This is a genomic window from Paracoccus sp. SJTW-4 (genome assembly GCF_047716885.1).
Taxonomy (GTDB): Bacteria; Pseudomonadota; Alphaproteobacteria; order Rhodobacterales; family Rhodobacteraceae; genus Paracoccus; species Paracoccus solventivorans.
In genome coordinates, this window is record NZ_CP136681.1 from 1,703,086 (window position 1) to 1,727,244 (window position 24,159).

Sequence of the window (24,159 nt, forward strand, 5' to 3'; positions counted from 1 at the left end):
CGCTTACCGCCCCGGGGCAAGCTGCTGGCGCAGCTCGGTCTTGAGCACCTTGCCGTAGCTGTTCTTGGGCAGGGCGTCGGTGAAGACATAGCGCTTGGGGCGCTTGAAGGCGGCGATATGGCTGCGGCACCAGCCGTCCAGCGTCGGCTGGTCGCAGGCCGTGCCCGGCGCGGCCACGATAAAGGCCACGACGGTTTCGCCCCATTCGGGGTCCGGGGTGCCGATCACCGACACCTCGTGGACCGAGGGGTGCAGCAGCAGCGCCTCTTCGACCTCGCGCGGATAGATGTTGGTCCCGCCCGAGATGATCACGTCCTTGGAGCGGTCGGTCAGCGTCAGGAACCCGTCCGCATCCAGCCGCCCCAGGTCGCCGGTGCGCAGCCAGCCGTCGACGATGGTTTCCGCGGTGGCTTCGGGGCGGTTCCAGTAGCCCAGCATGACGGTGGCGCCGCGGACGGCGATCTCTCCGGTTTCGCCCGCGGGCAGGGGCGCGCCGTCGTCGCCAAGGATCCTGACCTCGACGGGGGCCTGCGCGAAACCCACGGAATCGCGGCGGGCGCGCCAGTCGGGGTGGCTGTCATCGGCCACCAGATCGCGCGGCAGCGCGGTGATGGTCATCGGCGTCTCGCCCTGCCCGTAGATCTGGACGAAGCGCGGGCCGAACTGGGCCAGCGCCTCGTCGATGTCGGCGCCGTACATCGGGCCGCCGCCATAAACGATGGTGCGTATCCCCTCGCCCCGATAGCCCGAGCCCTTGGCCGCCGTCACCAGCCGCTTGATCATCGTCGGCGCCGCAAAGAAGCACAGCCCGCCCAGCTCGCCGGCCAGCGCGATGATCTCTGCCGGATCGAAGCCGCCCGAAGCCGGGATCACATGCGCCGCGCCCGCCCGGATGAAGGGCAGCGCGTAAAGCCCGGCGCCATGCGACATGGGCGCCGCGTAAAGACTGTGGTCGCCGGGGGCGATGTGGTCCACGTCCATCGTATAGGCCATCGCCATCGCCAGCAGGTTGCCGTGGGACAGCATTACCCCCTTGGGCCGGCCGGTGGTCCCCGAGGTGTAGAACAGCCACGCGACCGCCCCCGCCTCCAGCGCCGGCGGGGCGGACAGGTCGTCCCCCGGTGCCGCCGCGTGGCGATAGAGCTCCGAGTCGATGGCGATTTCCTCGCAACCCGCGGGCAGCAGGCCAGCGCCGTTCATCTCGCCCGCACGGGTCAGCACCAGCCGCGCGCCGCAATCCTCGATGATCCAGGCGGCCTCGCGCGGGTGCAGCTTGTAGTTGATCGGCACCACCGTGGCGCCAAGCCACCAGCAGGCGTGGATGATTTCCAGATACTCCGGGCAGTTCGCCGCGAACAGCGCCACCCGGTCGCCCGCACCCACGCCGCGCGCGCCCAGCTGCCGCGACAGCGCCTGCGCGCGGCGCGCCAGCGTGGCATAGTCGCAGACCAGCGTCGGGCCCAGCTTGACGGCGGCGGCCCGGGGGCGCGCCCGCGCGGTCTGGTAAAGCCAGTGCGCGATGTTCATCAGGCGCGATCCGCCGCAAGGACCGAGGCGAAGTTGGCCACCGCCGCGCCGCCCATGTTGAACACCAGCCCGTGTTCCGCGCCCTTGCGCTGCATGTCGCCCGCCTGCCCGGTCAGCTGGCGGAAGGCCAGCGCATGCATGGATACGCCGGTGGCGCCGACCGGGTGGCCCTTGGCCTTGAGCCCGCCCGACAGGTTCACCGGGGTGCGGCCGTCCGCGAACACGATGCCTTCGTCCAGCGCCCGTGCGCCCTGACCGGCAGGGGCCAGGCCCATCGCCTCATAGATCAGCAGCTCGGCGATGGTGAAGCAGTCGTGGACCTCGGCGAAATCCAGATCGGAAACGGTGATCCCGGCCTCGGCATAGGCCGCCGAAATGGCCCGGCGCGGGCCGTCGAAGGACAGGAAGTCGCGCTTGGACATCGGCATGATGTCGCTGACATGGGCGGTGCCGGCAAAGCGCACCCGCCGCGAGGCATCCGCGGCGGCGCGGGCCGATTGCAGCACGATGGCCGCGGCGCCGTCGGTGATCAGCGAACAATCGGTCAGCCGCAGCGGCGGCGCGATCTCGGGGTTGCGCTCGGACACGGTCGCGCAATCCTCGACGCTCATCGGGCGGTGCATCTGGGCCAGCGGGTTCGCCATGGCGTTGCCGTGGTTCTTGGACGCGATCCGCGCCATCGCCGGCAGCGGGTCGCCGTAGCGGTCGCGATACTGCTGCGCGGCGATGCCGAACAGCTGCGGAAAGCTCAGCGCGGCTTCGGCCGGGTCGTTCTGATAGCTGGCGCCGGCCAGCGCCCGCGTCACGTCCTCGGTCGAGTTCGAGGTCATCTTTTCCGCGCCCACCACCAGCACGGTGTCGGCCTTGCCGGCAAGGATTGCGTTCATCCCCGCAAAGATCGCCGCCGCCCCCGAGGCGCAGGCGTTTTCACAGCGCGTCGCCGGCTTGTAGCGCAGCCCCGGATCAGCCTGATGCACCAGCGAGGACGCGAACCCGTCCGGCACCAGCCCGGAATTGAAATGCCCCAGGAACACGGCATCGACATCGGCCCCGCCCACGCCCGCATCCGCCATCGCCTCGCGCGCGGCATCGACGATCAGGGTTTCCAGATTGTCGGCCAGCCGGCCAAAGCGCGTATGCCCGCTGCCGGTGATAAAGATGTTCTGCGTCATGCTGTCCGCTCCTCCATGGGGGGCGATCATGCCGCTGGCGGGGGGCTGCATCTATTCGTAGTACTACCTAGTGGACTACGTAGCGGGGCCAGAGCCATGTCGTATATCGAGCAAGCCTTTCTCGCCGCCCCGGTGGCGCTGCTGCTGACCAGCCACCGCGTGATGGTCGAGTTCAACGACGCCTTCATGGCAATGTTCGGCTATGGGCGCGAGGCGATGCAGGACCGCTCGGTGCGGATGCTCTATCCCACGATCAGCGATTACGAGGCGATCGGCGCGCGGGCCGAGGCCTGGCTGCGCAGCCACGCCGACCACGAGGACCAGCGCTTCATGCAGCGGCGCGACGGGGAAATCTTCATGGTCCACGCCCATGGCCGGACCCTGACCCCGCATGACCCGTTCGCGCTGATCGCCTGGGTGTTCGTGGAATCCGCAGGCGCCCGCAGCCGGGTGGACCGCCTGACCCAGCGCGAGCGCGAGATCGCCAACCACATCGTGAACGGGCGCAGCTGCAAGGAAATCGGGCAGCTGCTGGGCATTTCCCACCGCACGGTCGAGGCCCACCGCGCCGCCGTCATGCGCAAGGTCAACGCCCGCAACACCGCCGATCTGGTGTCCAAGGTGACGCTCAGCTGAACCGGGACGCGGCGGCAGCGTTGGGAAAATCCGTGCCGGGCGCGCGGACAAGGTTCCCGTGCCGCCCGCGCTGCCCCATACTGACCCGGACCACCGGACCCGACGGAGGAATACCCATGCGCAGGATCACCGCAATCGCGCTTGCCGTGCTGACGGGGCTGGCCGCCCCCGCGGCGGCGCGCGACATCGTGCTGTCATCCAAGATCGACACCGAGGGCGCGCTGCTTGGCAACGTCATCCTGCTGGCGCTGCAGAATGCGGGGCTGCCGGTCGAAAACCGCCTGCAGCTGGGCGGCACCCCCATCGTGCGCGACGCGATCCTGTCGGGGCAGATCGACCTTTACCCCGAATATACCGGCAACGCCGCCTTCTTCCACAACGAGGCCGACAGCCCGGTGTGGAAGGACGCGGCGCAGTCGCGCGCCCGCGCGGCAGAACTGGACGCACCGCAGGGCATCGTCTGGCTGGAGGCCGCGCCCGCCAACAACACCTGGGCCATCGCGCTGCGCCGCGACCTGGCCGAGGCCGAGGGGCTGGCCAGCATGTCCGATTTCGGCCGCCATGTGGCGGGGGGCGGCGCGGTCAAGCTGGCGGCCTCGACGGAATTCGTGACCTCGCCCGCGGCGCTGCCGGCGTTCCAGTCGGCCTACGGCTTCACGCTGGCGCCCGAACAGCTGGTCCAGCTGGCCGGCGGCGACACGGCCGCGACCATCGCGGCGGCGGCGCAGCAGACCTCGGGGGTGAATGCGGCGATGGTCTATGGCACCGACGGCGGCATCGAGCCGGCGGGGCTGGTGGTGATGGAGGACGACAAGTCCGTGCAGCCCTATTATCAGCCCGCGCCGCTGGTGCGCGCCGAGGTGTTGCAGGAATATCCGCAGATCCCCGAGGTACTGGACCCGATCTTCCGGCAGCTCGACCTGGAAACGCTGCAGGAGCTCAACGCCCGCATCCAGGTGGGGGGCGAGCCGGCGGGGGCCGTGGCGCAGGACTGGCTGACCCGGCAGGGGCTGATCGAGTGACGGCGTTTCGGTGAGCGCGGCCCCTCGGATCAGCCGGCAGGGGTTGCTGTTCGCCCTGATCGGGCTGGCGGGGCTGGCGCTGCCGCTGGTGCAGCTGCGCCCCAACCGCATCGTGCCGGGAGAGCCGCTGTCGCTGCCCGCGGCGCTGGGGTGGCCGGGCTGGGCGCTGGCCGTGCTGCTGGGGGCTGCGCTGCTGGCACTGCTGCCCGCGCGGCTGCCGGCACGGGCGGGGCTGGCGCTGGGGCTGACGGGCGCGCTGCTTTCGGTACTGGCGCTCGGCTGGGCCGCAACTGCGCTGATCGCCCCCGAGGCGCCGCTGGCGCGGGTGTCGCCTGCCGCCGGGTTCTGGCTGCTGCTGCTGGCGTTTGCGCTGGCCGCCGCCGATGCGCTGGCGCGGCTGGCGCCGCCCTTAGCGTGGCGCTGGGGCCTGCTGCTGGGCACGGTGCTGGCGGGGGCGGCGGTGCTGTCCTCGGGCGTGCTGGGCGACATCTCGGTGATGCGGGAATACCAGTCGCGGCAGGACGTGTTCTGGCGCGAGGCCGGGCGGCATCTGCTGCTGGCCTTCGGCTCACTGGGGCTGGCGCTGGCGGCGGGGCTGCCGCTTGGGGTGCTGGTCCATCAGGTGCCGCGGCTGCGCGGCGCAGTGCTGGGGGCGCTGAACGCAGTGCAGACTGTGCCCTCGCTGGCGATGTTCGGCATCATGATACCGCTGTTCGGCTGGATCGCCGCGACGGTGCCGGGCGCAGCGGCGGCGGGTGTGGCGGGCATCGGCGCCTTTCCGGCGCTGGTGGCGCTGTTTCTGTATTCGCTGCTGCCGGTGGTGTCGAACATGGCGGTGGGGCTGGCCTCGGTCCCCGCGCCCGTGGCCGAGGCCGCCGCCGGGCTGGGCATGACCCGCGCGCAGCGCCTGTGGCGGGTGGAGCTGCCGCTGGCACTGCCGGTGCTGCTGGCGGCGGTGCGCATCGTGCTGGTGCAGAACATCGGGCTGACGGTGATCGCCGGGCTGATCGGCGGCGGCGGCTTTGGCGCCTTCGTGTTTCAGGGGCTGAACCAGACCGCCATGGACCTGGTGCTGCTGGGGGCGCTGCCGACCATCGCGCTGGCGCTGGTCGCCGGCGTCGCGCTGGGGCTGCTGACCGCGCAGGCCGGTGGCGCACCATTGGAAAGGACCGCCCCCGCATGATCGAGATCAAGCATCTGACCCGCCGCTATGGCCCCCGCGCCGTCGTCGACGACGTGTCCCTGACCGTCCAGCAGGGCGAGATCGTGGCGCTGGTCGGCACCTCGGGCTCGGGCAAGACCACGCTTTTGCGGATGATCAACCGGCTGGTGGAGCCGAGCTCCGGCCGGGTGCGCATCGGCGGCACCGACACCGCCACCCTGCCGCCCCACCAGCTGCGGCGGCGGATCGGCTATGCGATCCAGGGCCACGGGCTGTTCCCCCACCGCAGCGTCGCGCAGAACATCGCCACCGTGCCGCGGCTGCTGGGCTGGGACCGCGCCCGCATCGACGCGCGGGTGGACGAGTTGCTGGACCTGTTCCAGCTGCCGCCCGAGGAGTTCCGCGACCGCCGCCCGCAGGAGCTGTCGGGCGGCCAGCAGCAGCGTGTCGGCGTCGCCCGCGCCTTGGCCGCCCGCCCGGAGCTGTTGCTGATGGATGAGCCCTTCGGCGCGCTCGACCCGGTGATCCGGGCGCAGGCGCAGCAGGACCTGCGCCGCATCCAGCGCGAGCTGGGCACCACGCTGCTGCTGGTCACCCACGACATGACCGAGGCGATGTTCCTTGCCCACCGCATCGCGGTGATGGACGACGGCAGGCTGCTGCAATGCGCCCCCGCGCGTGACATCCTGACCCGCCCCGCATCCCCGCTGGTGCAGGCGCTGGCGGGGGAACAGGCACGGCCGTTCCACCTGCTGTCGCTGTCGCAGGTCGCCGATCTCGCGCAGCCCGGCAGCGCCGAGGGGCCGCCGCTCGCGCCCGAGACATCCCTGCGCGACGCGCTGGCGCAATGCCTGTGGAGCGGGCGCGACGCCCTGCCCGTCGCTGGCGGCGGGGTGGTGACGCTGACGGCGCTGCGGCAGGCGGCGTCCGGGGAAACAGGCCGAACCGGCGCCGAAACATCGGTCAAGGCAGGCGTCCCTTCCCCGCCCGCACCGCCGCCGGCGCCGCAATGATCGGCCGCGCTGCACTGGCCGCGGCGGCACTGCTGCTGGCGGCATTCCTGATCTCGCCCGACAGCTTCGCGTCGCTGCTCGAGCCGCTGACCCGGCGCGGGGCGCCCGCGGTCTATACCCAGACCAGCCTGTGGTCGCTGACCGTGTCGCATCTGGCGCTGGTGGCGGGGGCGATTGCGGCCTCGGCGGTGATCGCGGTCGGGCTGGGGGTGCTGGTCACCCGCGATTCCGGGCGCGATTTCCTGCCGCTGGCGCGGATGGTGACCGCGGTCGGGCAGACGTTTCCGCCGGTGGCGGTGCTGGCGCTGGCGGTGCCGGTGCTGGGGTTCGGCGACTGGCCGACGCTGCTGGCGCTGTTTCTTTACGGGCTGCTGCCGATCTTTGAAAACACCCTTGCCGGGCTGACCACCCTGCCGCCGCAGGTGGTCGAGGCCGCGCGCGGCATGGGCATGACGCCCGCACAACGGCTGTGGCGGGTCGAGCTGCCGCTGGCGCTGCCGGTGATCCTTTCGGGCGTGCGGCTGTCGGCGGTGATCGCGCTGTCCACCGCCGCCATCGGTTCCACCGTCGCCGCGCATACGCTGGGCGAGGTGATCATCGCCGGGCTGCTGTCCTCGAACGCAGCCTTTGTGGTGCAGGGCGGCGCGGTGATCGCGACGCTGGCGCTGCTGATCGACGCCGGCTTCCGCGCCGCCGAAAGCGCCGCCCGCAGCCGTGCCGGCTTCTAGGCCCGGCGCTTGCGGCGCGAGGCGAAGGGGCCGAAGGGGATTTCCGGCGGTGCGAAACTGTCGGGCGTGGCGCGTTCCCAGCGGTCGTACCAATCCTCGAGCCCCGGGATTTCCTCATCGGCCAACAGGAATCCGCGCGGCAGATAGGGATAGACCTCGTTGCCGTCGCGAAACCCGGTCGCTTGCCGGAACATGAAGTGATAGGGCATGAATTCGCTGGGATCGGCCAGCCCCGCCGCGCCCGCAATTTCCCCCAGCGCGTGCATGGTGTTGCGGTGGAACCGCGCCACCCGGTCGCTCTTGTCGCCCACGTCCACTGCGCGCTGGCGCACCGGGTCCTGCGTGGCGATGCCGACCGGGCATTTGTTGGTGTGGCAGGCCTGCGCCTGGATGCAGCCGATCGCGAACATGAAGCCGCGGCCGGAATTGCACCAGTCGGCGCCCAGCGCCAGCGCCCGGGCGATGTCATAGGCCGAGATGATCTTGCCCGCAGCGCCCAGCCGGATCTCATCCCGCAGCCCCGCGCCGCGCAGCGCGTTATGCACGAAGGTCAGCCCCTCGAGCATCGGCATCCCGACGCGGTTGGCGAACTCGACCGGGGCGGCGCCGGTGCCGCCCTCGGCCCCGTCGATCACGATGAAATCCGGCAGGATTCCGGTCTTGAGCATCGCCTTGATCATGCTGAGAAACTCGCGCCGGTGCCCGATGCACAGCTTGAAGCCGACCGGCTTGCCCTGCGACAGCGCGCGCAGCTCGCCCACGAACTCCATCAGCCCGACGGGGGTGGAAAACGTGCTGTGCGCGGGCGGAGAGATGCAGTCGATCCCCATGGGGATGCCGCGCGCCTCGGCGATCTCGGCCGAGATCTTGGACGCGGGCAGCATCCCGCCGTGGCCGGGCTTGGCGCCCTGGCTCAGCTTGATCTCGATCATCCTGATCTGCGGGTCGGCGGAGAGTTCCGCAAAACGCTCGCGCGAGAAGCTGCCGTCCGGGTTGCGGCAGCCGAAATACCCCGAGGCGATCTGGAAGATCAGGTCGCCGCCGCCCTGCCGGTGATAGCGGCTGATCCCGCCCTCGCCGGTGTCATGGGCAAAGCCGCCCTTCCGCGCGCCCTTGTTCAGCGCCAGGATGGCATTGCCCGACAGCGCGCCGAAGCTCATCGCCGAGATGTTGTACAGGCTGGCGCTGTAGGGCTGGCGGCAGGCGCTGCCGCCGATGGTCACCCGGAAATCGGAATCGGCGTTGTGCACGGGGGTGGCCGAGTGGGTCAGCCAGGAATAGCCCGAGCCATAGACGTTCTCGATGGTGCCGAAGGGGCGCTTGTCCTCGACCCCCTTGGCGCGCTGATAGACCAGCGCCCGGGCCTGCCGGCTGAAGGGCAGCTCGTCCTGGTCGCCCTCGAACATGTATTGCCGGATCTCGGGGCGGAAGTTTTCCGCCAGAAAGCGGATATGGCCGATCACCGGATAGTTGCGCAGGATGGCGTGGCGTGTCTGGATCAGGTCGCGCACCCCCAGCGCCGCCAGCGGCAGGAACAGCGCCGCCGCCAGCCACAGCCAGGGGCTGAACAGCACCGCCCCCGCCAGTGCCAGCAGCGCCGCCAGCAAGATCAGCGCAAAGATCGTATAGCGTTCGTAATTCCGTATCATGCCGCGAATCCGCCCCACTCCCCGGCCGGCCGTCGGCCCGCCCGCGGGGACTTTGGTCCCCGGCCCCGAGGGTTGCAAGGCCGGCCATGCCCGCCTGCCCCCGCTGCGGCCCACGGCGTGAAATAAGAAATATCGTCGCCCTGCCGGCGGGTTGCGGGGACGGTTTCACCGACGCGCCGCAGACCGGGGGACGGGCGGTCGCGCCAGCCTGCCGCGGCCGGGAAAGCTGCGACGGGCCGCGGCGGGCGCGGGCAGCCCCCGGCTCTGGCCGGGGGGCATCCGCTACCCTAGATCGCCGGAAACGGCGCAGAGGCAAGCCCCGCGCCGCGCATTGCGCATGAACGGCAAGGAGGCCCCGATGACCCGCATCGTTTTCGCCACGCTGGCGGCTGTTGCACTGGGCGGCATGGCAGGCGCCGCAAGCGCCGGGCCGCTGCTGACCCCTTCGGCGCTGGCCGCCCAGACGGAAGAGCAGCCGATCATCCTCGACATCCGCGACACCGGCTATGAGGACGGCCATGTGCCGGGGGCGATCTGGACCCCCTACGCGACGTTCCGCGGCCCCTCGGACAACCCCGGCGCGGTGCCGGACGTGGCCAAGCTGGAAGCGGCGTTCGAGCAGTTCGGGCTGGAACAGGACCAGCCCATCGTGATCGTCCCCGAAGGCCGCAGCGACACCGATTTCGGCGCCGCCGCCCGCGTCTACTGGACCCTGAAATCCACCGGCTTCACCGATCTGGCGATCCTGAACGGCGGCACGCAGGCGTGGTCGGCCGCGGGCTTCCCGGTCGAGACCACGACCAACAACCTGCTGGCCTCGGATCTCGATCTGAGCTTTTCGGACCGCTGGCTCGCCTCGGCCGAAACGGTGGCGGCGACCGTCGCGGGCAGCCATGAGGCGGTGCTGGTCGATGCCCGCCCCGAGGATTTCTTTACCGGGCGCAGCAAGCACGACCTGGCCGTCAAGCCCGGCACCCTGCCCGGCGCCCGCAACCTGCCGCATGGGCGGTTCTTTCAGGCCGGCAGCCCGGTGATCGCGCCAGACCTGGACGCAGGGCCGCTGCGGCAGGCGCTGGGGCTGGACGCCGCGCCGGGGCGCGAGGTCGTGGCCTTCTGCAACACCGGCCACTGGGCGGCGACCGAATGGTTCGCGCTGTCGGAACTGGCCGGGATCGAGGACGTGAAGCTTTACCCCGGCTCGATGGTGGAATGGTCGCAGGCGAAGCAGCCGATGGAGAACACCCCCACGCTGCTGAGCAACCTGACCCGCCAGATCTTCGGGGACTGAGATGAGCAGCACCGTCGCAATTCCTGCAACCGAGGCAAGGCGCCGGCTGGGCGCCCTGCCGCTGACCCTGCTGCTGCTGGCCGGGCTGGCCGGAACCGCGCTGTTCGCGGGCGCCCGCTTCGGACTGATGCTGGCGCTGGGGCTGGGCTTCGGCCTTGTGCTCGAAGGGCTGCGCTTCGGCTTTGCCGGGCCGTGGCGCGCGATGATCGAGCGCCGCGACCCCGGCGGCATTCTGGCGCAACTGCTGTCCATCGCGCTGGTGGCGGCGGTGGCGCTGCCGCTGCTGGCGACCTATCCCGACGAGCTGGTCGGCGCGCAGGGCCGGATCGGCTGGGCGATGGTCGGCGGCGCCTTCGTCTTTGGCGCGGCAATGCAGATCGTGCTGGGCTGCGGATCGGGGACGCTGGTGAACGCGGGCTCGGGCAATGCCGTGGCGCTGGTGGCGCTGCCGCTGTTCTGCGTGGGCAGCCTGCTCGGCAGCATCCACCTGAACTGGTGGACGGACCTGGGCGCGCTGCCGCCCCTGGTGCTGTCGGGCGGCGCCGGGCTGGGGCTGACGCTGGTTGCGCTAGCGGCGGTGGCGGTGCTGGTGATGGCGCTTGCCGCGCCCGGCACGCGGCGCATCCAGCGCCACCACCTGATCGCGGCGGTGCTGCTGGCGGGGCTGGCCATCGGCAACCTGGTGGTGGCGGGCCAGCCCTGGGGCGTGGTCTACGGGCTGGGGCTATGGGCGGCCAAGGGCGCTACGGCGCTGGGGGCGGACCTGTCGGGTTCCGGCTTCTGGGCGACGCCGGTCAATGCCGCGACGCTCAAGGGCAGCATCCTGACCGATTATACCTCGCTGACCAATATCGGGATGATCCTCGGCGCGGCATGGATCGCCAGCCGCCGTGCCGGCTCGCTGGACCAGCCCGCCCCGCGGCTACCCTTGCGCGGCTGGGTGGCGGCGGCGCTGTCGGGGCTTGTGCTGGGCTATTCCTCGCGCCTCGCCTTCGGCTGCAACGTGGGCGCGCTGTATTCCGGCATCGCCACCGGCAGCCTGCACGGCTGGGTGTGGTTCGCGGCAGCGTTTGCCGGCTCGGCCCTTGGGCTGCGGCTACGGCCCTGGGCCGGGATGGAGGGCAAGCGATGACCCGCCGCCACATCATGTTCGCCGCCTGCGGGCTGCTGGCCGCGATGCTGGCGCTGGACCTGCGCACCTCGCCCCCCAACCCCTACAACGCGCCGGCGATGCTGGCGCTGGGGTCCGGTGCTGCGCCGGTGGGCGGGTTCTGCGGCGCGCCGGCAGGGACGCCCGGATCGTAGCCCCGACGGCCCGGCGTCAGGGCTGCTCGATCCCCAGCCGCGCGATCATCAGGTCGCGCTGGTGCAGGGCACGGCGGGCGGTATCGGGGCTGGCGGCAGCGCAGGCGTTGACCAGACATTCCACCGCCACGATGAAACCACCGATGCTGTTCGACAGAAAGCTGGTCTCATGGGGGACCAGCAGCGCCGCCCGCGCCCCGGTCGCCAGTTTCGAATTGGCGCGGTCGGTCAGCACGACAGTCGCCAGCCCCATCCGCCGCGCCTCGGCCGCCACCGCCACCACCTGCGCCGAATAGGGCGCGCAGCTGGTCGAGATCAGCAGCCCATCCGGCCCCAGCAGCGCCAGCCCCTCGGCCACGCCCAGCCCGCTGCTATCCAGCAGCGACACGTCCGAGCGGATCATCCGCAGCCCGTAGACCAGGAACGAGGCCACCGCGTGGAACTGGCGGATGCCGTGCACGGCAATGCGGGGGGCGGACACGATCAGACCGACCGCCGCGGCCAGCGCCGGCTCGTCCAGCGTGTCGGCGAAGCGGCCGATGTTGTCCTGGTTTTCCCGGCAGAGCCGCACGGCGCCCGCAGCCAGCGAGCCGCCGCCTTCAAGTGCCGCCCGGGCGCGCTGCGAATAGAACGCCCCCGTGCCCTGCAGCGACGTCGACAGCAGCACCTGTTGCAGCGCCGGAAACCCCGGATAGCCCAGCGAGCGCGCCAGCCGGGTCAGCGTCGAGGGGCTGACCGACAGCCGTTCCGCCAGCCGGGTGATCGACAGCAGCGCCGGATCGCCGGCCAGATCCAGCATCCCCGCCAGCGTCGCCCGCGCCCTTGCCCCCAGCGCCACCCGCGCATCGCCCTGCGCGATGTCCTGCGCCAGCGCGCGCAGCTCGGCCAGCGTCTCAGGCGGTGCCGCTATAGCGTGGGGGGCCGGCTGCGCGGTCATGGATGCTCCAGTCGAGGCCCGCGCCGCTCAGGGTAAAGACGGCGGTGCCAAGGGTGTTTTCTTCATCCGGGTCATCGGCGTCGTCGCGCCGGATCGGCAGACCGGGGCCAGAGCGGTCGCGCAGGATCTCCAGCGGCGCGCGGCCCTCGGCCAGCAGCCGGTCGCCCCAGGCCTGCCGGTCGCGCGAGGACTCGGTCACGATCTGCCCGGCCAGCCCGCGCGGCAGGTGCAGCGCGTGGTTGGCGTGCAGCGCAGGCGCGGTGATCTCGCGCACCGAACATTCGCCGCCGCCGTATTCCACCGACAGGATGCGGCCGTCGCCGCGCTGCATCAGCCCGAAATGGAACCCGCCCGAGGGTGCGTCCTGCAGGATCGCCAGCGCCTCGGCCAGCGTCCCCGCCGCCAGCACCGCCCGGCCCAGCACCATGCGCGGGATCTCGGCCTCGACCCCGGTCAGGCGGATGTTGTTGACCGTCTGCACCAGCCCGGCATCGGTAAAGGCAAAGGTATGGCCGGGGATCGAGCCGGGATAGCAGAAGCTGCGGAACCCCGGCTGCCCCTGCGGCGCGACCTCGGCGATGAAACAGGCGCCGCGAAAGAACGGCAGCCCGTCCTCGTTATGGGCCAGCGTGGGCGTGTCGCCCGGCACCAGCACCGTGGTGCAGCCGTCGGGGGTCGAGGCCAGCAGATCGCCCCGGCAGTTCCAGGCGAACACCTGTTCCACCGGCAGGCCCAGCCCCTCGGCCAGCCCCTCGATTTCCGCCCAGATCGCGGGGAAGCGGGCGCGGGTCGCCTGCGCCATCCGCGCCACCCGCGCGGCATGGCGGTCCGAGACCAGCTCCTGCCACAGCGGATGGCCCGGCAGGTGCCGCAGCACCGCCGCGCGCCCCGCGCGTCCCAGGGCCAGCCCGATCTCTCGCGCCGGTCCCGACAGGGTTTGCCAGCCCAGTTCGGGCGACTCATTCGACATGTTGCAGAAAATCCTTCAGCCGTTCGCTGGGCGGGTTGGTGATGACCTCGACCGGGTTGCCGTCGACCGAGATCTTGCCGTGCTCCATGAAGATCAGCCGCGTGCCGACCTGGCGGGCAAAGCTCATCTCATGGGTGACCACGACCATGGTCATGCCCTCTTGCGCCAGCTGGCGCATGACGGTCAGCACCTCTTGCTTGAGCTCGGGGTCCAGGGCGCTGGTCGGTTCGTCGAACAGCATCACCTTGGGCCGCACCGCCAGCGCGCGGGCGATGGCGACGCGCTGCTGCTGGCCGCCCGACAGCGCCGAGGGCACATGATGGGCGCGTTCCTTCAGCCCCACCTTGTCCAGCAGTTCCAGCGCCTGCGCCTCGGCCTCGGCCCGGCCAAGGCCGCGGACCTTGCGCGGGCCGAAGGCCACGTTCTGCAGCGCGGTCATCTGCGGGAACAGGTTGAACTGCTGGAACACCATCCCGGCCTCTTGCCGGATCCGGCGCAGCTGGCGGCCGCCTTCGCGCACGGAGATCCCGTCCACGATCAGATCGCCGCCGGTGATCTGCTCCAGCCCGTTGATGCAGCGCAAGAGCGTGGATTTCCCCGACCCCGAGGGGCCGATCAGCACCACCACCTCGCCCTGCTCGATGGACAGATCGACCTGGTCCAGCACCTTGAGATCGCCGAAGTGCTTGGAGGTCTCGCGAAACTCGATGATGCTCACAGGATCCTCATGCGGTTTTCGATCAGCCGAAGGATGGCGGTCAGGGTGCCGGTCATGATCAGGTAGATGACGGCCACCGCAGTCCAGATTTCCACCGCGCGGAAGTTCGAAGCCATGATCTCCTGCCCGGTCCGGGTCAGCTCGCCCACCCCGATCACGATGAACAGCGAGGTATCTTTCAGGCTGACGATGAACTGGTTGCCCAGCGGCGGGATCAGGCGGCGGAAGGCCAGCGGCCCGACGATATGGGCCAGCACCTTCCAGTGCGGCAGGCCCATGGCCAGCCCGGCCTCGGTCAGGCCGCGCGGGATCGACAGGAAGGCGCCGCGCACGATTTCCGCGATATAGGCGCCCGCGTTGACCACGATCGCCAGGATGGCCGCGGTCATCGGGTCCACCCGCAGCCCGGTCAGCACCGGCAGGGCGAAGTAGAGGAACATCACCTGCACCACGATCGGGGTGCCGCGGATCAGCTCGATATAGACGAATGCGATGGCGTTCAGCACGCGCCCGCCATAGGCGCGCATCAGCCCGGCGATCAGGCCGAGGATGGTGCCCCCCACCAGCCCCGCCAGCGCGATCAGGATGGTGACGCGGGCGCCCGCGGCAAGCTCCGGCAGAAAGCCGGGGACGACAGACCAGTCGATTTCCAAGGGAACCTCCGTTCAGGACGGCACGAGACGGGCTTTGAGGGCGGGCCTTGGGGGCGGGCGCGCCGCCCCCACCCTACGCGATCAGCTGGTCGGCGGCTTGGTGCCGAACCATTTCTCATAGATCGCGTCGTAGCGGCCGTCCGCCTTCATCTTGGCCAGCGCCTCGTTGACGCTTGTCACCAGCTCGCTGCCCTTGGGGAAGGCGATGCCGTATTCATGCGCCATCATCTGTTCGCCCACCGCCTTGACCTGGCCGTTGCCGGCAGTGGCGATGTAGTAGAGCACGTTCGGGGTGTCGTGCATGGCAGCATCGACGCCGCCGGTGCGGACCTCGAGATAGGCGTTGTCGATGTTGGGGAACTTGCGCAGCTCGGTGTCCTTGAAATGCTCTTCGGCATAGTCCGAGGCCGAGGTGCCGGTCTTGACCGACAGTTTCTTGCCCGCAAGGTCGGCGGTGCCGGCGATGTCGCTGTCGGCGGGGACCATCAGCATCAGGCCGCTGTCATAATAGCCGTCGGAAAAGTCGATGGCCTTGCGGCGTTCGTCGTTGATGGTGATCCCGGCCAGCGCCACGTCCACCTGTCCGGTCTGCAGCGCCGGGATGATGCCGGCGAAATCCATCGGGCGCAGCTCGTAGGACACGCCGATGTCCTGCGCGATCGCATCCCACATGTCGATGTCGAAGCCGACGTATTTGTCGCCCTCCTTGAACTCGAACGGGACAAAGGCGGTGTCGGTGGCGACGATCAGGTCCTTGGCCTGCGCGGCCCCGATGCCAAAGGCAAAGCTGGCGGCAGCCGCCAGCGCGAGCAGTTTCTTCATCTGACTTCCTCCCAGTCGGCGGGCGGTGTCCACCCGGCCATGCAAAAACATTTGCGCAATCCGGGTTAAAAAGCAATTAATTTTGCGAAACCGCGCGGAAAACCCAGATTCCCCGGGAAAACCGCGTCAGCCGCCGGGCTGCGCGCCGCCGCCGCCGCAGATTTCGCAACCGGGGCGAGCAGAGACGGCGATGCGGCGGGTCTCGCCCCACAGCCCGTCGAGAATCAGCATCTGCCCGCGCAGGCCGGCCCCCGCGCCGCTGTCGGGGATGCCGGCAAGCTGCTTGATCGCCTCGAGCGCGAGCATGCTGCCGATCACCCCGGGCAGCGCCCCCACCACCCCGGATTCGGCGCAGGACAGCGCCAGCCCGGGCGCGGGCGGCTGCGGGAACAGGCAGCTCAGGCAGGGGCCGCCGCGGGCGGGGTCATACAGCGCGACCTGCCCTTCCCACTGCGCGATCGAGCCGGCGAGCAGCGGCACCCCGGCCGTCACGCAAGCGGCGTTGATCGCCCGGCGCGAGGCAAAGCTGTCGGTGCCGTCGATCACCAGGTCATGCGCCCCCACCAGCGCCGCGTCATCCTCGCGGATGCGGCGGAACAGCGGCGTCACCCCCACATGCGGGTTCAGCCGGGCCAGCGCCTCGGCCACGGCCTCGACCTTGGGACGGCCCACGTCGGCGGTGGCAAAGATCACCTGCCGTTGCAGGTTGGACAGCCCCACGGTGTCGTCGTCGGCCACGGTGATCCGCCCCACCCCGGCCGCGGCCAGATACAGCAGCACCGGCGAGCCCAGCGCCCCGGCGCCGGCGACCAGCACCCGCGCCTGCCGCAGCCGCCGCTGCCCGCGCCCGCCCAGTTCGCGCAGGACGATATGGCGGGCGTAGCGGTCAAGCTCGTCATCCGACAGCGGGGAATCGGGGTCGGCGGGGGTGGCGGCAGGGGGTGCCACGCTGGTTGCAGGGGCAACGACTGCAGCTGGCGGCGCGGCAGCGGTCGGCGCGGCGGCGGGCGCGGCCTCGCGCTCGGGCTGGGTCAGCAGCGTGCAGCGCCCCTCTTCCCACCCGTCGGCGGCAGGCTCGGCGGGCGCGGGCACGGCACGCGGGACCAGCGTCCCGCCCCCCTCGCCCGCCAGCGGCGCCGAGCGTCGCCGCAGCCGGCCGAGGGCCGCGGTATAGCCCAGCACCAGCGCCGCCACCCCCACCGCCGGCACCCACAGGTCCGAGGGCATGAAGGGCCGCCCGCCGGCATGGCGGTGCCACAGCCCGGCCAGCCCCGCGACCCAGATCGCCGCCAGCACCGCGGACAGCACGCCCGCGCCAAAGCGCCAGCCCACCGCCAGCGCCGCCAGGATCAGCACAACGGTCCAGACCATCGCCTAGCCCTCCCCGCCGCTATCTGTGCTGGTGCCGCTGCCGGTGGAACCGAAGCCGCCCTGCCGCTGGCTGGGACGGGAAAACGCCGCGACCTCGGCCAGCTGCGGGCGCACCACCGGCACGAACAGCAGCTGGGCGATGCGCTCTCCGGGCTGGATCACAATGGCGGGGCCGCCGGGCGGGTTGCGGTTCCAGGCGCTGACCAGCAGCTGATCGGTGTAATCGGCGTCGATCAGCCCGACGGCATTGCCCAGCACCAGCCCCTTGCGATGCCCCAGCCCGGACCGCGGCAGCACCAGCGCCGCCAGATGCGCATCCGCCATGTGCAGCGCGATGCCCGAAGGGATCAGCTGCGCCGGCGCGCCGGGGTCCAGCACCATCTCGGCGTCGATACAGGCGAACAGGTCCAGCGCCGCCGCCATCGGGGTCTGATAGGCGGGCAGGCCCCAGTCGCGCAGCCGGGGGTCGAGAATCTTCAGCTCTACCAGAGGGGTGGGGTTGGGGGTCATGGTGTCCGGCCGGGCAAGTTTTACCCGAGGCTTACGCCATCGCCGTGGCAAGGTCACGCGCTGGCGATGCGGGACGGGCGGGAAAGATGGGGGCGCTGCCCCCGCGCCCGTGCCGGCCGCTCCCCCGGGATATTTCTGCACCAAAGACGGGGCGGGCGCAGGGCGAAGGGCGCGGCGCGGGCGTGCGGTCACGCGCTCGCGCCTTGCCGATGCGGATCGGGGCCCGTAGAAACCCGGCACCGATCCGCCGCGAGAGGCTTTCCATGCGCTTTCCCCGTCCCGTTGTCCTTTGCATCCTCGATGGCTGGGGGATCTCCGACCGTCCCGAGTTCAGCGCCCCCGATCAGGCGCAGACGCCCAACATGGACCGGCTGCGGGCGGAATGTCCCCATGCGACGCTGATCACCTATGGGCCGGATGTGGGGCTGCCCTCGGGGCAGATGGGCAATTCCGAGGTCGGGCACACCAATATCGGCGCGGGCCGGGTGGTGGCGATGGACCTGGGGCAGATCGACCTGGCGATCGAGGACGGCAGTTTCTTTCAGAACCCCGGCATCGGCGATTTCATCGCGCGGCTGCACGCATCCGGGGGCACAGCGCATCTGATGGGCGTGGTGTCGGACGGCGGCGTGCACGGCCATATCGCCCATGTGGTCGCCGCCTGCCGGGCGGTGGCGCAGCATGGGGTGAAGGTGGTGCTGCACGCCATCACCGACGGGCGCGACGTGCCGCCGCAATCGGCACTGGGGTTCGTCACCGAGCTGGCCGGGAACCTGCCCGCGGGCGTGGCCATCGGCAGCGTCTGCGGGCGCTATTTCGCCATGGACCGCGACAACCGCTGGGAGCGGGTGCAGCGCGCCTGGGACGCCATCGTGCGTGGCCGGGGGCTGGCGGCCGAGGACGCCCCCCATGCCGTGACCGCTGCCTATGCCCGGGGTGAGACCGACGAGTTCATCCAGCCCACCGTGCTGCCCGGCTATGCGGGAGCGGCGGATGGGGACGGGTTCTTCTGCCTCAATTTCCGCGCCGACCGGGCGCGCGAGATCATGGCCGCCGTCGCGCAGCCCGGCTTTGACGCCTTTAACGTGACAGGGCGGCCGGCGTGGGCGGCGGTGCTGGGGATGGTGGATTATTCGGCGCTGCACGACGAATACATGACCGCCGCCTATCCCAAGCGGCAGGTGCCGAACACGCTGGGCGCCTGGGTCGCCAGCAAGGGGCTGCGGCAGTTCCGGCTGGCCGAGACCGAGAAATACCCCCATGTCACCTTCTTCCTGAACGGCGGCAAGGAAGCGCCCGAGCCGGGCGAGGACCGTTTCATGCCCTCGAGCCCCAAGGTCGCGACCTATGATCTGGCACCCGAAATGGCAGCGGCCGAGGTGACGGACCGGCTGGTGCAGGCCATCGGCGAGGGCTACGACCTGATCGTGGTGAACTATGCCAACCCCGACATGGTGGGCCATACCGGCAGCCTGCCCGCCGCGGTGCGCGCCTGCGAGGCGGTGGACCGGGGGCTGGGCGCGATGCTGGCGGCGCTGGAACAGGCCGGCGGCGCGGCGGTGATCATCGCCGACCACGGCAACTGCGAAACCATGGTCGACCCCGCCACCGGCGGGCCGCACACCGCCCACACCACCAACCCGGTGCCGATGATCGTCTGGGGCGGGCCGGCGGGCGCATCATTGCGCGCCGGCGGGCGGCTGGCCGATGTGGCGCCGACGGTGCTGGCGCTGATGGGGCTGGACCAGCCGCCAGAGATGACCGGGCGCAGCCTGCTGGTGCCATGAGCCGCAGCACCGCCCCCCTGCCCGCCCTGGCGCTGGCGCTGCTGACTGCCGCGGGACTGGCGCTGCCCGGTCCGGGGCTGCAGGCGCAGACCGTGGTGTCCGAGCACGGGCTGGGCGCCGTCACCACCATCAGCGGCGACGCCACCGACATCGCCGAGGCGGAAACCCCGGCCGAGGCCGCCGGCCGCGCCGCCGCCGCCGCCGCGCAATCACTGCGCGAGGCCATCGGCAAGCTGGACCAGGCGCTGACCGCCGACGACCAGGTGATCGCCCTGACCGAGGTGATCCGCGCCTATGAACAGGGACAGGCCGCGCTGCGCGACAGCCTGCGCCGCGCCGCCCTGCGAGAATCGCAGCTGCGCGCCGATTTCGAGGCGCAGCGCGAAAGCCTGGCCCGCATCGTCGGCGTGATGGTGGCGATGCAGCAATCGCCCGAAACCCTGATGCTGCTGCACCCGGCCGGGGCCACCAGCACCGCGCAATCGGGGATGATCCTGTCCGCGGTCACCCCGGCCCTGCAGGCCGAGGCCGACCGGCTGGGCGCCTCGCTTGAAGAAATCGCCACCGTGCGCCGCATCGAGCAGGCCGCTGCCGATTCGCTCGCGCGCGGCCTTGCCGACGTGCAGGAGGCGCGGCGGCTGCTGGCGTCCGCCGTCACCGACCGCTCGTCCATGCCGGTGCGCTTTGGCGAGGACCCCAAGGAGCTGACGGCGCTGCTGGCCTCGGCCGACACGCTGGACGCGTTCGCCGACGGCATCGTGACGATGGAAAAGGATATCGGCGCCCCCATGGCCGATTTCGAGGCCGCGCAGGGCAGTCTGGCGCTGCCGGCCCTGGGCCGGGTGCTGCGCGGTCATGACGAACCCGACGAAAACGGCATCCGCCGCCCCGGGCTGACCATCGCCACCCAGCCGGGTGCGCTGGTCACCACCCCCTGGCCCGCGACCATCCGCTATCGCGGCCCGCTGCTCGATTACGGCAATGTGATGATCGTCGAGCCGGCGCGGGGGTATCTGCTGGTGGTGGCGGGGCTGGCGCAGGTATTCGGGGAAACCGGCGACGTGCTGATCGCCGGGGAACCCATGGGGCTGATGGGCGGACAGGAAGGCCCCGCGGCCGAGTTCGGCGCCGCCTTCGTCGAGGCCGCGGCCGGCGGAAGCGGCCCGGAAAACGCGCAGAAACTGTATGTCGAGCTGCGCAAGGGCAAGGAAACGCTGGACCCCGCCGAGTGGTTCGTGATGAATCCGGTCATGAGCCCGGGCACGGACACGCCCGACGGCGGGGAAGAGGCAGAGCAGGTCAGGACGACGGAATGAAGCAATATCTGATGGCCGGGATCGGCGGGGCGCTGGCCGGCATTCTGGTGACGACCCAGCTGGCCGCGCCGCTGATCGCGCAGGAATCCGAACGGAACGCCTCGATCTACGAACAGCTGGACCTGTTCGGCAACGTGTTCGAGCGGGTGCGGCAGGATTACGTCGAGGACGTGGACGCCAAGACCCTGATCGAGGCCGCGATCAACGGGATGCTGACCTCGCTCGACCCGCATTCCTCGTTCCTGTCGGCCAACGATTACCAGGACATGCAGACCCAGACCCGCGGCAGCTTCGGCGGGCTGGGGATCGAGGTCGGGCAGGAAGACGGGCTGGTCAAGGTGATCTCGCCCATGGACGGCACCCCCGCGGACGCGGCGGGGATCAAGCCGGGCGACTTCATCTCGCACGTGAACGGCGAATCGGTGATGGGGCTGTCGCTGGACGAGGCCGTGGACAAGATGCGCGGCCCGGTCGGGTCCGAGGTCACCGTCACCATCCTGCGCGAGGGCGAGACCGAGCCCTTCGACGTCAAGATGACGCGCGAGACCATCAAGCTGACCGTGGTGCGCACAAGGATCGAGGGCCACGCCGTGGTGCTGCGCGTCGCCACCTTCAACGACGAGACCTATGACACGCTGCAGTCCGAGCTGGACAAGGCGGTCGAGGAAGCCGGCGGCATCGACGCGATCACCGGCTTTGTGCTGGACCTGCGCAACAACCCCGGCGGGCTGCTGGACCAGGCGGTCCGGGTCAGCGACGCCTTCCTCGACAAGGGCGAGATCGTGTCCACCCGCGGCCGCAAGCCCGAGGAAAGCGGGCGCTGGAACGCCGAGCCGGGCGATCTGGCGCAGGGCAAGCCGATGGTGGTGCTGATCAACGGCGGTTCTGCCAGCGCCTCGGAAATCGTCACCGGCGCCTTGCAGGACCACCGCCGCGCCATCGTGGTGGGCACGAAATCCTTCGGCAAGGGCTCGGTCCAGACGGTGATGCCGGTGACCTCGGACAGCGCCATCCGGCTGACCACGGCGCGGTATTACACGCCCTCGGGGCGGTCGATCCAGTCGCTGGGGATCAACCCCGACATCATCGTCCAGCAGCCGCCCACCCGCCCGGCCGAGGACGAAGAGCAGAAATCCCCGCGCAGCGCCTCCAATTTCTCGACCTCGGAAAGCGACCTGCGCGGCGCGCTGAACAACGATTCGGTCAGCGACGAGGAACGCCGCCAGATCGAGGAAGAGGCGCGGCAGGCCGAGCAGACCGCCGAGCTGCGGCAAGAGGATTACCAGCTGGCCTATGCGGTCGACATCCTCAAGGGGCTGGCGGCGGTGGATTTCACCAGCCGCGACGTGGCCGCGGCCAGCACCCCGGCCGCCACCGGCGAGGACGCGACCAGCGAAAGCGCCCGCGAAGGCGCGACCGGCAACGGCAATCGCCCGGTGGACCGCCCCGCCGACGACGCCCCGGCCGAGGAGTGAGCAGCCGATGAACAGCGCCTCGCCCGACGACCTGCCCCCGGGCCCCGGCGGCCTGCCCTATCGCCCCTGCGCCGGGGTGGTGCTGATCGACGCTGCGGGCCGGGTCTTTGCCGGCCACCGCATCGACAACCCCTCGGACGCCTGGCAGATGCCGCAGGGCGGGCTGGACGACGGCGAGGACCCCCGCGCCGCCGCCCTGCGCGAGCTGCACGAGGAAACCGGCATCGCCCCCGAGCTGTGCGAGATCCTGGCCGAGACGCCGGGCTGGCTGCGCTATGACCTGCCGCCGGAACTGCTGGGCCGGATCTGGGGCGGGCGCTACGGGGGGCAGGTGCAGAAATGGTTCCTCGTCCGCTTCAACGGCTCGGACGCGCAGATCGACATCGCCACCGACCACCCCGAGTTCGACGCCTGGGCCTGGATGACCGCCGCCGAGATCCGCGACCGCATCGTCCCGTTCAAGCGCCAGGTCTACGACACGATCTTCGACATCTTCCGCGCGCATCTGGCCGACCGCTGACCCTGCCGCACCCGGGCCGCGCTTCCCGGCCGGATCAGGGCCCGCAAGCCGCGAGCGCCGGATAACGTGAGAACGGCCAGAAGGCCGACCGCCGCGCGCTTCTCGCGGGCCCGACAGCCCATCCCAAGGCCCCCGGCGCTTTCATCTTGCCCCAAATGTCCCGGGGCTTCCGAGCACCCGGGAACAGGAGGCGGATCGGAAACAGCCCACAAGGCTGTTTTCCCGCCGGATGGTCCAGCGGACCGTTTTCAGCGAGACGGCCACGGCAGTGGCCGCGGGGCTGTCCCCCGCTCCGGCCGCGCCACCGCAACCCCCGCTTGCCCGCGCCCGCAGCCTGTCCCAATGTCGCGCGGACATCTGCTCGCACGCTTCGGGATGGAGCCATGGACGATCCGATCACTGCCTTCGACCTGCAACGGATGTTCCTGGGCGATCATCCGGCGCTGTTCTATGCCGAAATCCTGTTCCGCACCGTCGTCATCTACGCCTATACGCTGACGCTGATCCGCTGGATCGGCGGGCGCTCGGTCGCGCAGCTGTCGATGGTGGACCTGCTGCTGGTGATCGCGCTCGGCTCGGCCGTGGGCGATGCGACCTTCTACCCCGAGGTGCCGCTGTTCCACGCCATGCTGGTCATCACCCTGATCGTGGGGCTGAACAAGCTGCTGGACACGCTGATCGAGCGCTACAACGTCGCCAAGCGGATCATCGACGGGCGCACCATCCCGGTGGTGGTCGACAGCCGCATCCTGTGCGACGCGCTGGCGCAGCGCGACCTCAGCCCGCTCGAGATCAAGTCGATGCTGCGGGTGCAGGGCATCTCGAACCTCGGGCAGATCGAGGTCGCCTATCTCGAGGCCGGGGGCGGGCTGTCGGTGTTCCGCCGGGCGCAGGCGATCCCCGGCCTGCCGATCGTGCCCCCGATGGAGGTCGAGCCGCCGTCGCCGCTGGCCGACTTCGCCGGGCGCGAGGGTGTGTGCTGCATGAACTGCGGCGCGCGGCGCCGGGCGGACAGGGCGCAGCAGGATCTCGCCTGCGCCGACTGCCACCGCGAACAGGGCTGGACACTGGCCAGCTGCCCGCGCCCGGCCGACGCCGACCAGCGCTGAACCGGCACCGCCCCTTGCCAAGCCCGGGGCTTTGCCGCATCCCCGCACGGAACCGCACAAGGGGACGGCAATGGCGCATCAGGTCTACACGCTGCTGATCGAGGTCGGCCGCAAGCCCGGCGACGGCCTGCCCGAGGGCGCGACCGGCGCGGCGCTGGTCTGCTATGCCTCGGGCGCCGACCAGGACGAGGCGGTGCGCGAGACCGTGGCGGTTCTCAAACAGGCCGATCTCGCCCCGCTCGAGGTGCAGGGCTACGGCAGCATCGCCGACCGGCTGGTGCAAGAGGGCGAGATCCCGGCCGAGGAACGCGCGCTGATGGACCGCGCCCTGGCCGAAAACAGCGTCATCGTCGCCCAGTTCGAACCGCTGTTCCCCGACAGCTGACCCGGGCCGCGCCCCTTATTCTTCCTTGCAAAAATATCCCGGGGGAGTCCCGAAAGGGACGGGGGCAGCGCCCCTGTCTCCAGC

At 70.7% G+C, this 24,159-nt stretch carries 24 protein-coding genes; 14 read left to right on the forward strand and 10 right to left on the reverse strand.

The window, feature by feature from the left end:
- Positions 1–3: 3 nt before the first annotated feature.
- Together RSP45_RS08385 and RSP45_RS08390 are read right to left on the reverse strand one after the other, a co-directional pair.
- On the reverse strand, positions 4–1,527 hold the full coding sequence (locus RSP45_RS08385) for a class I adenylate-forming enzyme family protein (protein ID WP_415391559.1): 1,524 nt from the start codon (positions 1,525–1,527) through the stop codon (positions 4–6).
- Positions 1,527–2,699, reverse strand: coding sequence for a thiolase domain-containing protein (locus RSP45_RS08390; protein WP_415391560.1), 1,173 nt, complete (start codon positions 2,697–2,699; stop codon positions 1,527–1,529). Before RSP45_RS08390 ends, RSP45_RS08385 begins: the two co-directional genes overlap by 1 nt.
- Before the next feature lie 96 nt (positions 2,700–2,795).
- Between RSP45_RS08390 and RSP45_RS08395 the strand changes: the two genes are divergently transcribed.
- The 5 genes from RSP45_RS08395 to RSP45_RS08415 all read left to right on the forward strand — a co-directional run bounded on the left by RSP45_RS08395 (position 2,796) and on the right by RSP45_RS08415 (position 7,260).
- On the forward strand, positions 2,796–3,335 hold the full coding sequence (locus RSP45_RS08395; RefSeq protein WP_073061829.1) for a LuxR C-terminal-related transcriptional regulator: 540 nt from the start codon (positions 2,796–2,798) through the stop codon (positions 3,333–3,335).
- A gap of 116 nt (positions 3,336–3,451) precedes the next feature.
- A complete protein-coding gene (locus RSP45_RS08400; protein WP_415391561.1) occupies positions 3,452–4,357 on the forward strand; it encodes an ABC transporter substrate-binding protein in 906 nt (301 codons plus the stop codon).
- Positions 4,358–4,367: 10 nt separating this feature from the next.
- Complete coding sequence (locus RSP45_RS08405) at positions 4,368–5,540, forward strand: ABC transporter permease (RefSeq protein ID WP_415391562.1); 1,173 nt, start codon at positions 4,368–4,370, stop codon at positions 5,538–5,540.
- Entirely contained in the window at positions 5,537–6,532 is a 996-nt protein-coding gene (locus RSP45_RS08410; protein ID WP_415391563.1) for an ABC transporter ATP-binding protein, read from the forward strand. Before RSP45_RS08405 ends, RSP45_RS08410 begins: the two co-directional genes overlap by 4 nt.
- Positions 6,529–7,260 (forward strand): ABC transporter permease, encoded by a 732-nt coding sequence (locus RSP45_RS08415; protein ID WP_415391564.1) that lies wholly within the window; start codon positions 6,529–6,531, stop codon positions 7,258–7,260. The genes RSP45_RS08410 and RSP45_RS08415 overlap by 4 nt, the downstream gene beginning before the upstream one ends.
- Here the strand turns inward: RSP45_RS08415 and RSP45_RS08420 are convergent.
- The gene (locus tag RSP45_RS08420) at positions 7,257–8,909 is read right to left on the reverse strand and encodes an FMN-binding glutamate synthase family protein (protein ID WP_415391565.1); all 1,653 of its coding nucleotides are present in this window, start codon (positions 8,907–8,909) and stop codon (positions 7,257–7,259) included. The genes RSP45_RS08415 and RSP45_RS08420 overlap by 4 nt on opposite strands.
- A gap of 358 nt (positions 8,910–9,267) precedes the next feature.
- Here RSP45_RS08420 and RSP45_RS08425 point away from each other — a divergent pair, with 358 nt between their 5' ends.
- Genes RSP45_RS08425 through RSP45_RS08435 form a run of 3 tightly spaced genes read left to right on the forward strand, consistent with a single transcriptional unit; the run spans position 9,268 to position 11,502 of the window.
- On the forward strand, positions 9,268–10,197 hold the full coding sequence (locus RSP45_RS08425; RefSeq protein ID WP_415391566.1) for a sulfurtransferase: 930 nt from the start codon (positions 9,268–9,270) through the stop codon (positions 10,195–10,197).
- A gap of 1 nt (position 10,198) precedes the next feature.
- Positions 10,199–11,329 (forward strand): YeeE/YedE thiosulfate transporter family protein, encoded by a 1,131-nt coding sequence (locus tag RSP45_RS08430; RefSeq protein WP_415391567.1) that lies wholly within the window; start codon positions 10,199–10,201, stop codon positions 11,327–11,329.
- Positions 11,326–11,502, forward strand: a complete 177-nt coding sequence (locus RSP45_RS08435) for a hypothetical protein (protein ID WP_415391568.1) — start codon at positions 11,326–11,328, stop codon at positions 11,500–11,502. Before RSP45_RS08430 ends, RSP45_RS08435 begins: the two co-directional genes overlap by 4 nt.
- A 16-nt stretch (positions 11,503–11,518) precedes the next feature.
- On the opposite strand, the gene RSP45_RS08440 is transcribed toward RSP45_RS08435, so the two are convergent.
- From RSP45_RS08440 to dut, 7 genes are all read right to left on the reverse strand, one after another.
- The gene (locus RSP45_RS08440) at positions 11,519–12,439 is read right to left on the reverse strand and encodes a MurR/RpiR family transcriptional regulator (protein ID WP_415391569.1); all 921 of its coding nucleotides are present in this window, start codon (positions 12,437–12,439) and stop codon (positions 11,519–11,521) included.
- Entirely contained in the window at positions 12,396–13,409 is a 1,014-nt protein-coding gene (locus tag RSP45_RS08445; RefSeq protein WP_415391570.1) for a C45 family autoproteolytic acyltransferase/hydolase, read from the reverse strand. Before RSP45_RS08445 ends, RSP45_RS08440 begins: the two co-directional genes overlap by 44 nt.
- Positions 13,399–14,121 carry a glutamine ABC transporter ATP-binding protein GlnQ gene (gene glnQ / locus RSP45_RS08450; protein ID WP_415394024.1) on the reverse strand — a complete coding sequence of 241 codons (723 nt, stop codon included), beginning with the start codon at positions 14,119–14,121 and terminating at the stop codon, positions 13,399–13,401. Before glnQ ends, RSP45_RS08445 begins: the two co-directional genes overlap by 11 nt.
- Positions 14,122–14,123: 2 nt before the next feature.
- Positions 14,124–14,780: a glutamine ABC transporter permease GlnP gene (glnP, locus tag RSP45_RS08455; RefSeq protein WP_415391571.1), complete on the reverse strand. Its 657-nt coding sequence runs from the start codon at positions 14,778–14,780 to the stop codon at positions 14,124–14,126.
- Positions 14,781–14,861: 81 nt separating this feature from the next.
- Positions 14,862–15,602 (reverse strand): glutamine ABC transporter substrate-binding protein GlnH, encoded by a 741-nt coding sequence (gene glnH, locus RSP45_RS08460; protein WP_073061864.1) that lies wholly within the window; start codon positions 15,600–15,602, stop codon positions 14,862–14,864.
- A gap of 126 nt (positions 15,603–15,728) precedes the next feature.
- Complete coding sequence (locus RSP45_RS08465; protein ID WP_415391572.1) at positions 15,729–16,973, reverse strand: HesA/MoeB/ThiF family protein; 1,245 nt, start codon at positions 16,971–16,973, stop codon at positions 15,729–15,731.
- Positions 16,974–16,976: 3 nt separating this feature from the next.
- Positions 16,977–17,483: a dUTP diphosphatase gene (dut, locus tag RSP45_RS08470; protein ID WP_415391573.1), complete on the reverse strand. Its 507-nt coding sequence runs from the start codon at positions 17,481–17,483 to the stop codon at positions 16,977–16,979.
- Positions 17,484–17,746: 263 nt separating this feature from the next.
- Between dut and gpmI the strand changes: the two genes are divergently transcribed.
- From gpmI to RSP45_RS08500, 6 genes are all read left to right on the forward strand, one after another.
- Positions 17,747–19,270 carry a 2,3-bisphosphoglycerate-independent phosphoglycerate mutase gene (gene gpmI, locus RSP45_RS08475; protein ID WP_415391574.1) on the forward strand — a complete coding sequence of 508 codons (1,524 nt, stop codon included), beginning with the start codon at positions 17,747–17,749 and terminating at the stop codon, positions 19,268–19,270.
- Complete coding sequence (locus tag RSP45_RS08480) at positions 19,267–20,586, forward strand: murein hydrolase activator EnvC family protein (RefSeq protein WP_415391575.1); 1,320 nt, start codon at positions 19,267–19,269, stop codon at positions 20,584–20,586. The genes gpmI and RSP45_RS08480 overlap by 4 nt, the downstream gene beginning before the upstream one ends.
- Positions 20,583–22,061, forward strand: coding sequence for a S41 family peptidase (locus tag RSP45_RS08485; protein WP_415391576.1), 1,479 nt, complete (start codon positions 20,583–20,585; stop codon positions 22,059–22,061). The genes RSP45_RS08480 and RSP45_RS08485 overlap by 4 nt, the downstream gene beginning before the upstream one ends.
- A 7-nt stretch (positions 22,062–22,068) precedes the next feature.
- The gene (locus RSP45_RS08490) at positions 22,069–22,581 is read left to right on the forward strand and encodes an RNA pyrophosphohydrolase (protein WP_415391577.1); all 513 of its coding nucleotides are present in this window, start codon (positions 22,069–22,071) and stop codon (positions 22,579–22,581) included.
- A gap of 383 nt (positions 22,582–22,964) precedes the next feature.
- Positions 22,965–23,690, forward strand: a complete 726-nt coding sequence (locus tag RSP45_RS08495) for a DUF421 domain-containing protein (protein ID WP_415391578.1) — start codon at positions 22,965–22,967, stop codon at positions 23,688–23,690.
- Between the two features lie 70 nt (positions 23,691–23,760).
- Positions 23,761–24,075 (forward strand): hypothetical protein, encoded by a 315-nt coding sequence (locus RSP45_RS08500; protein WP_415391579.1) that lies wholly within the window; start codon positions 23,761–23,763, stop codon positions 24,073–24,075.
- The last annotated feature ends 84 nt before the right edge of the window (positions 24,076–24,159 follow it).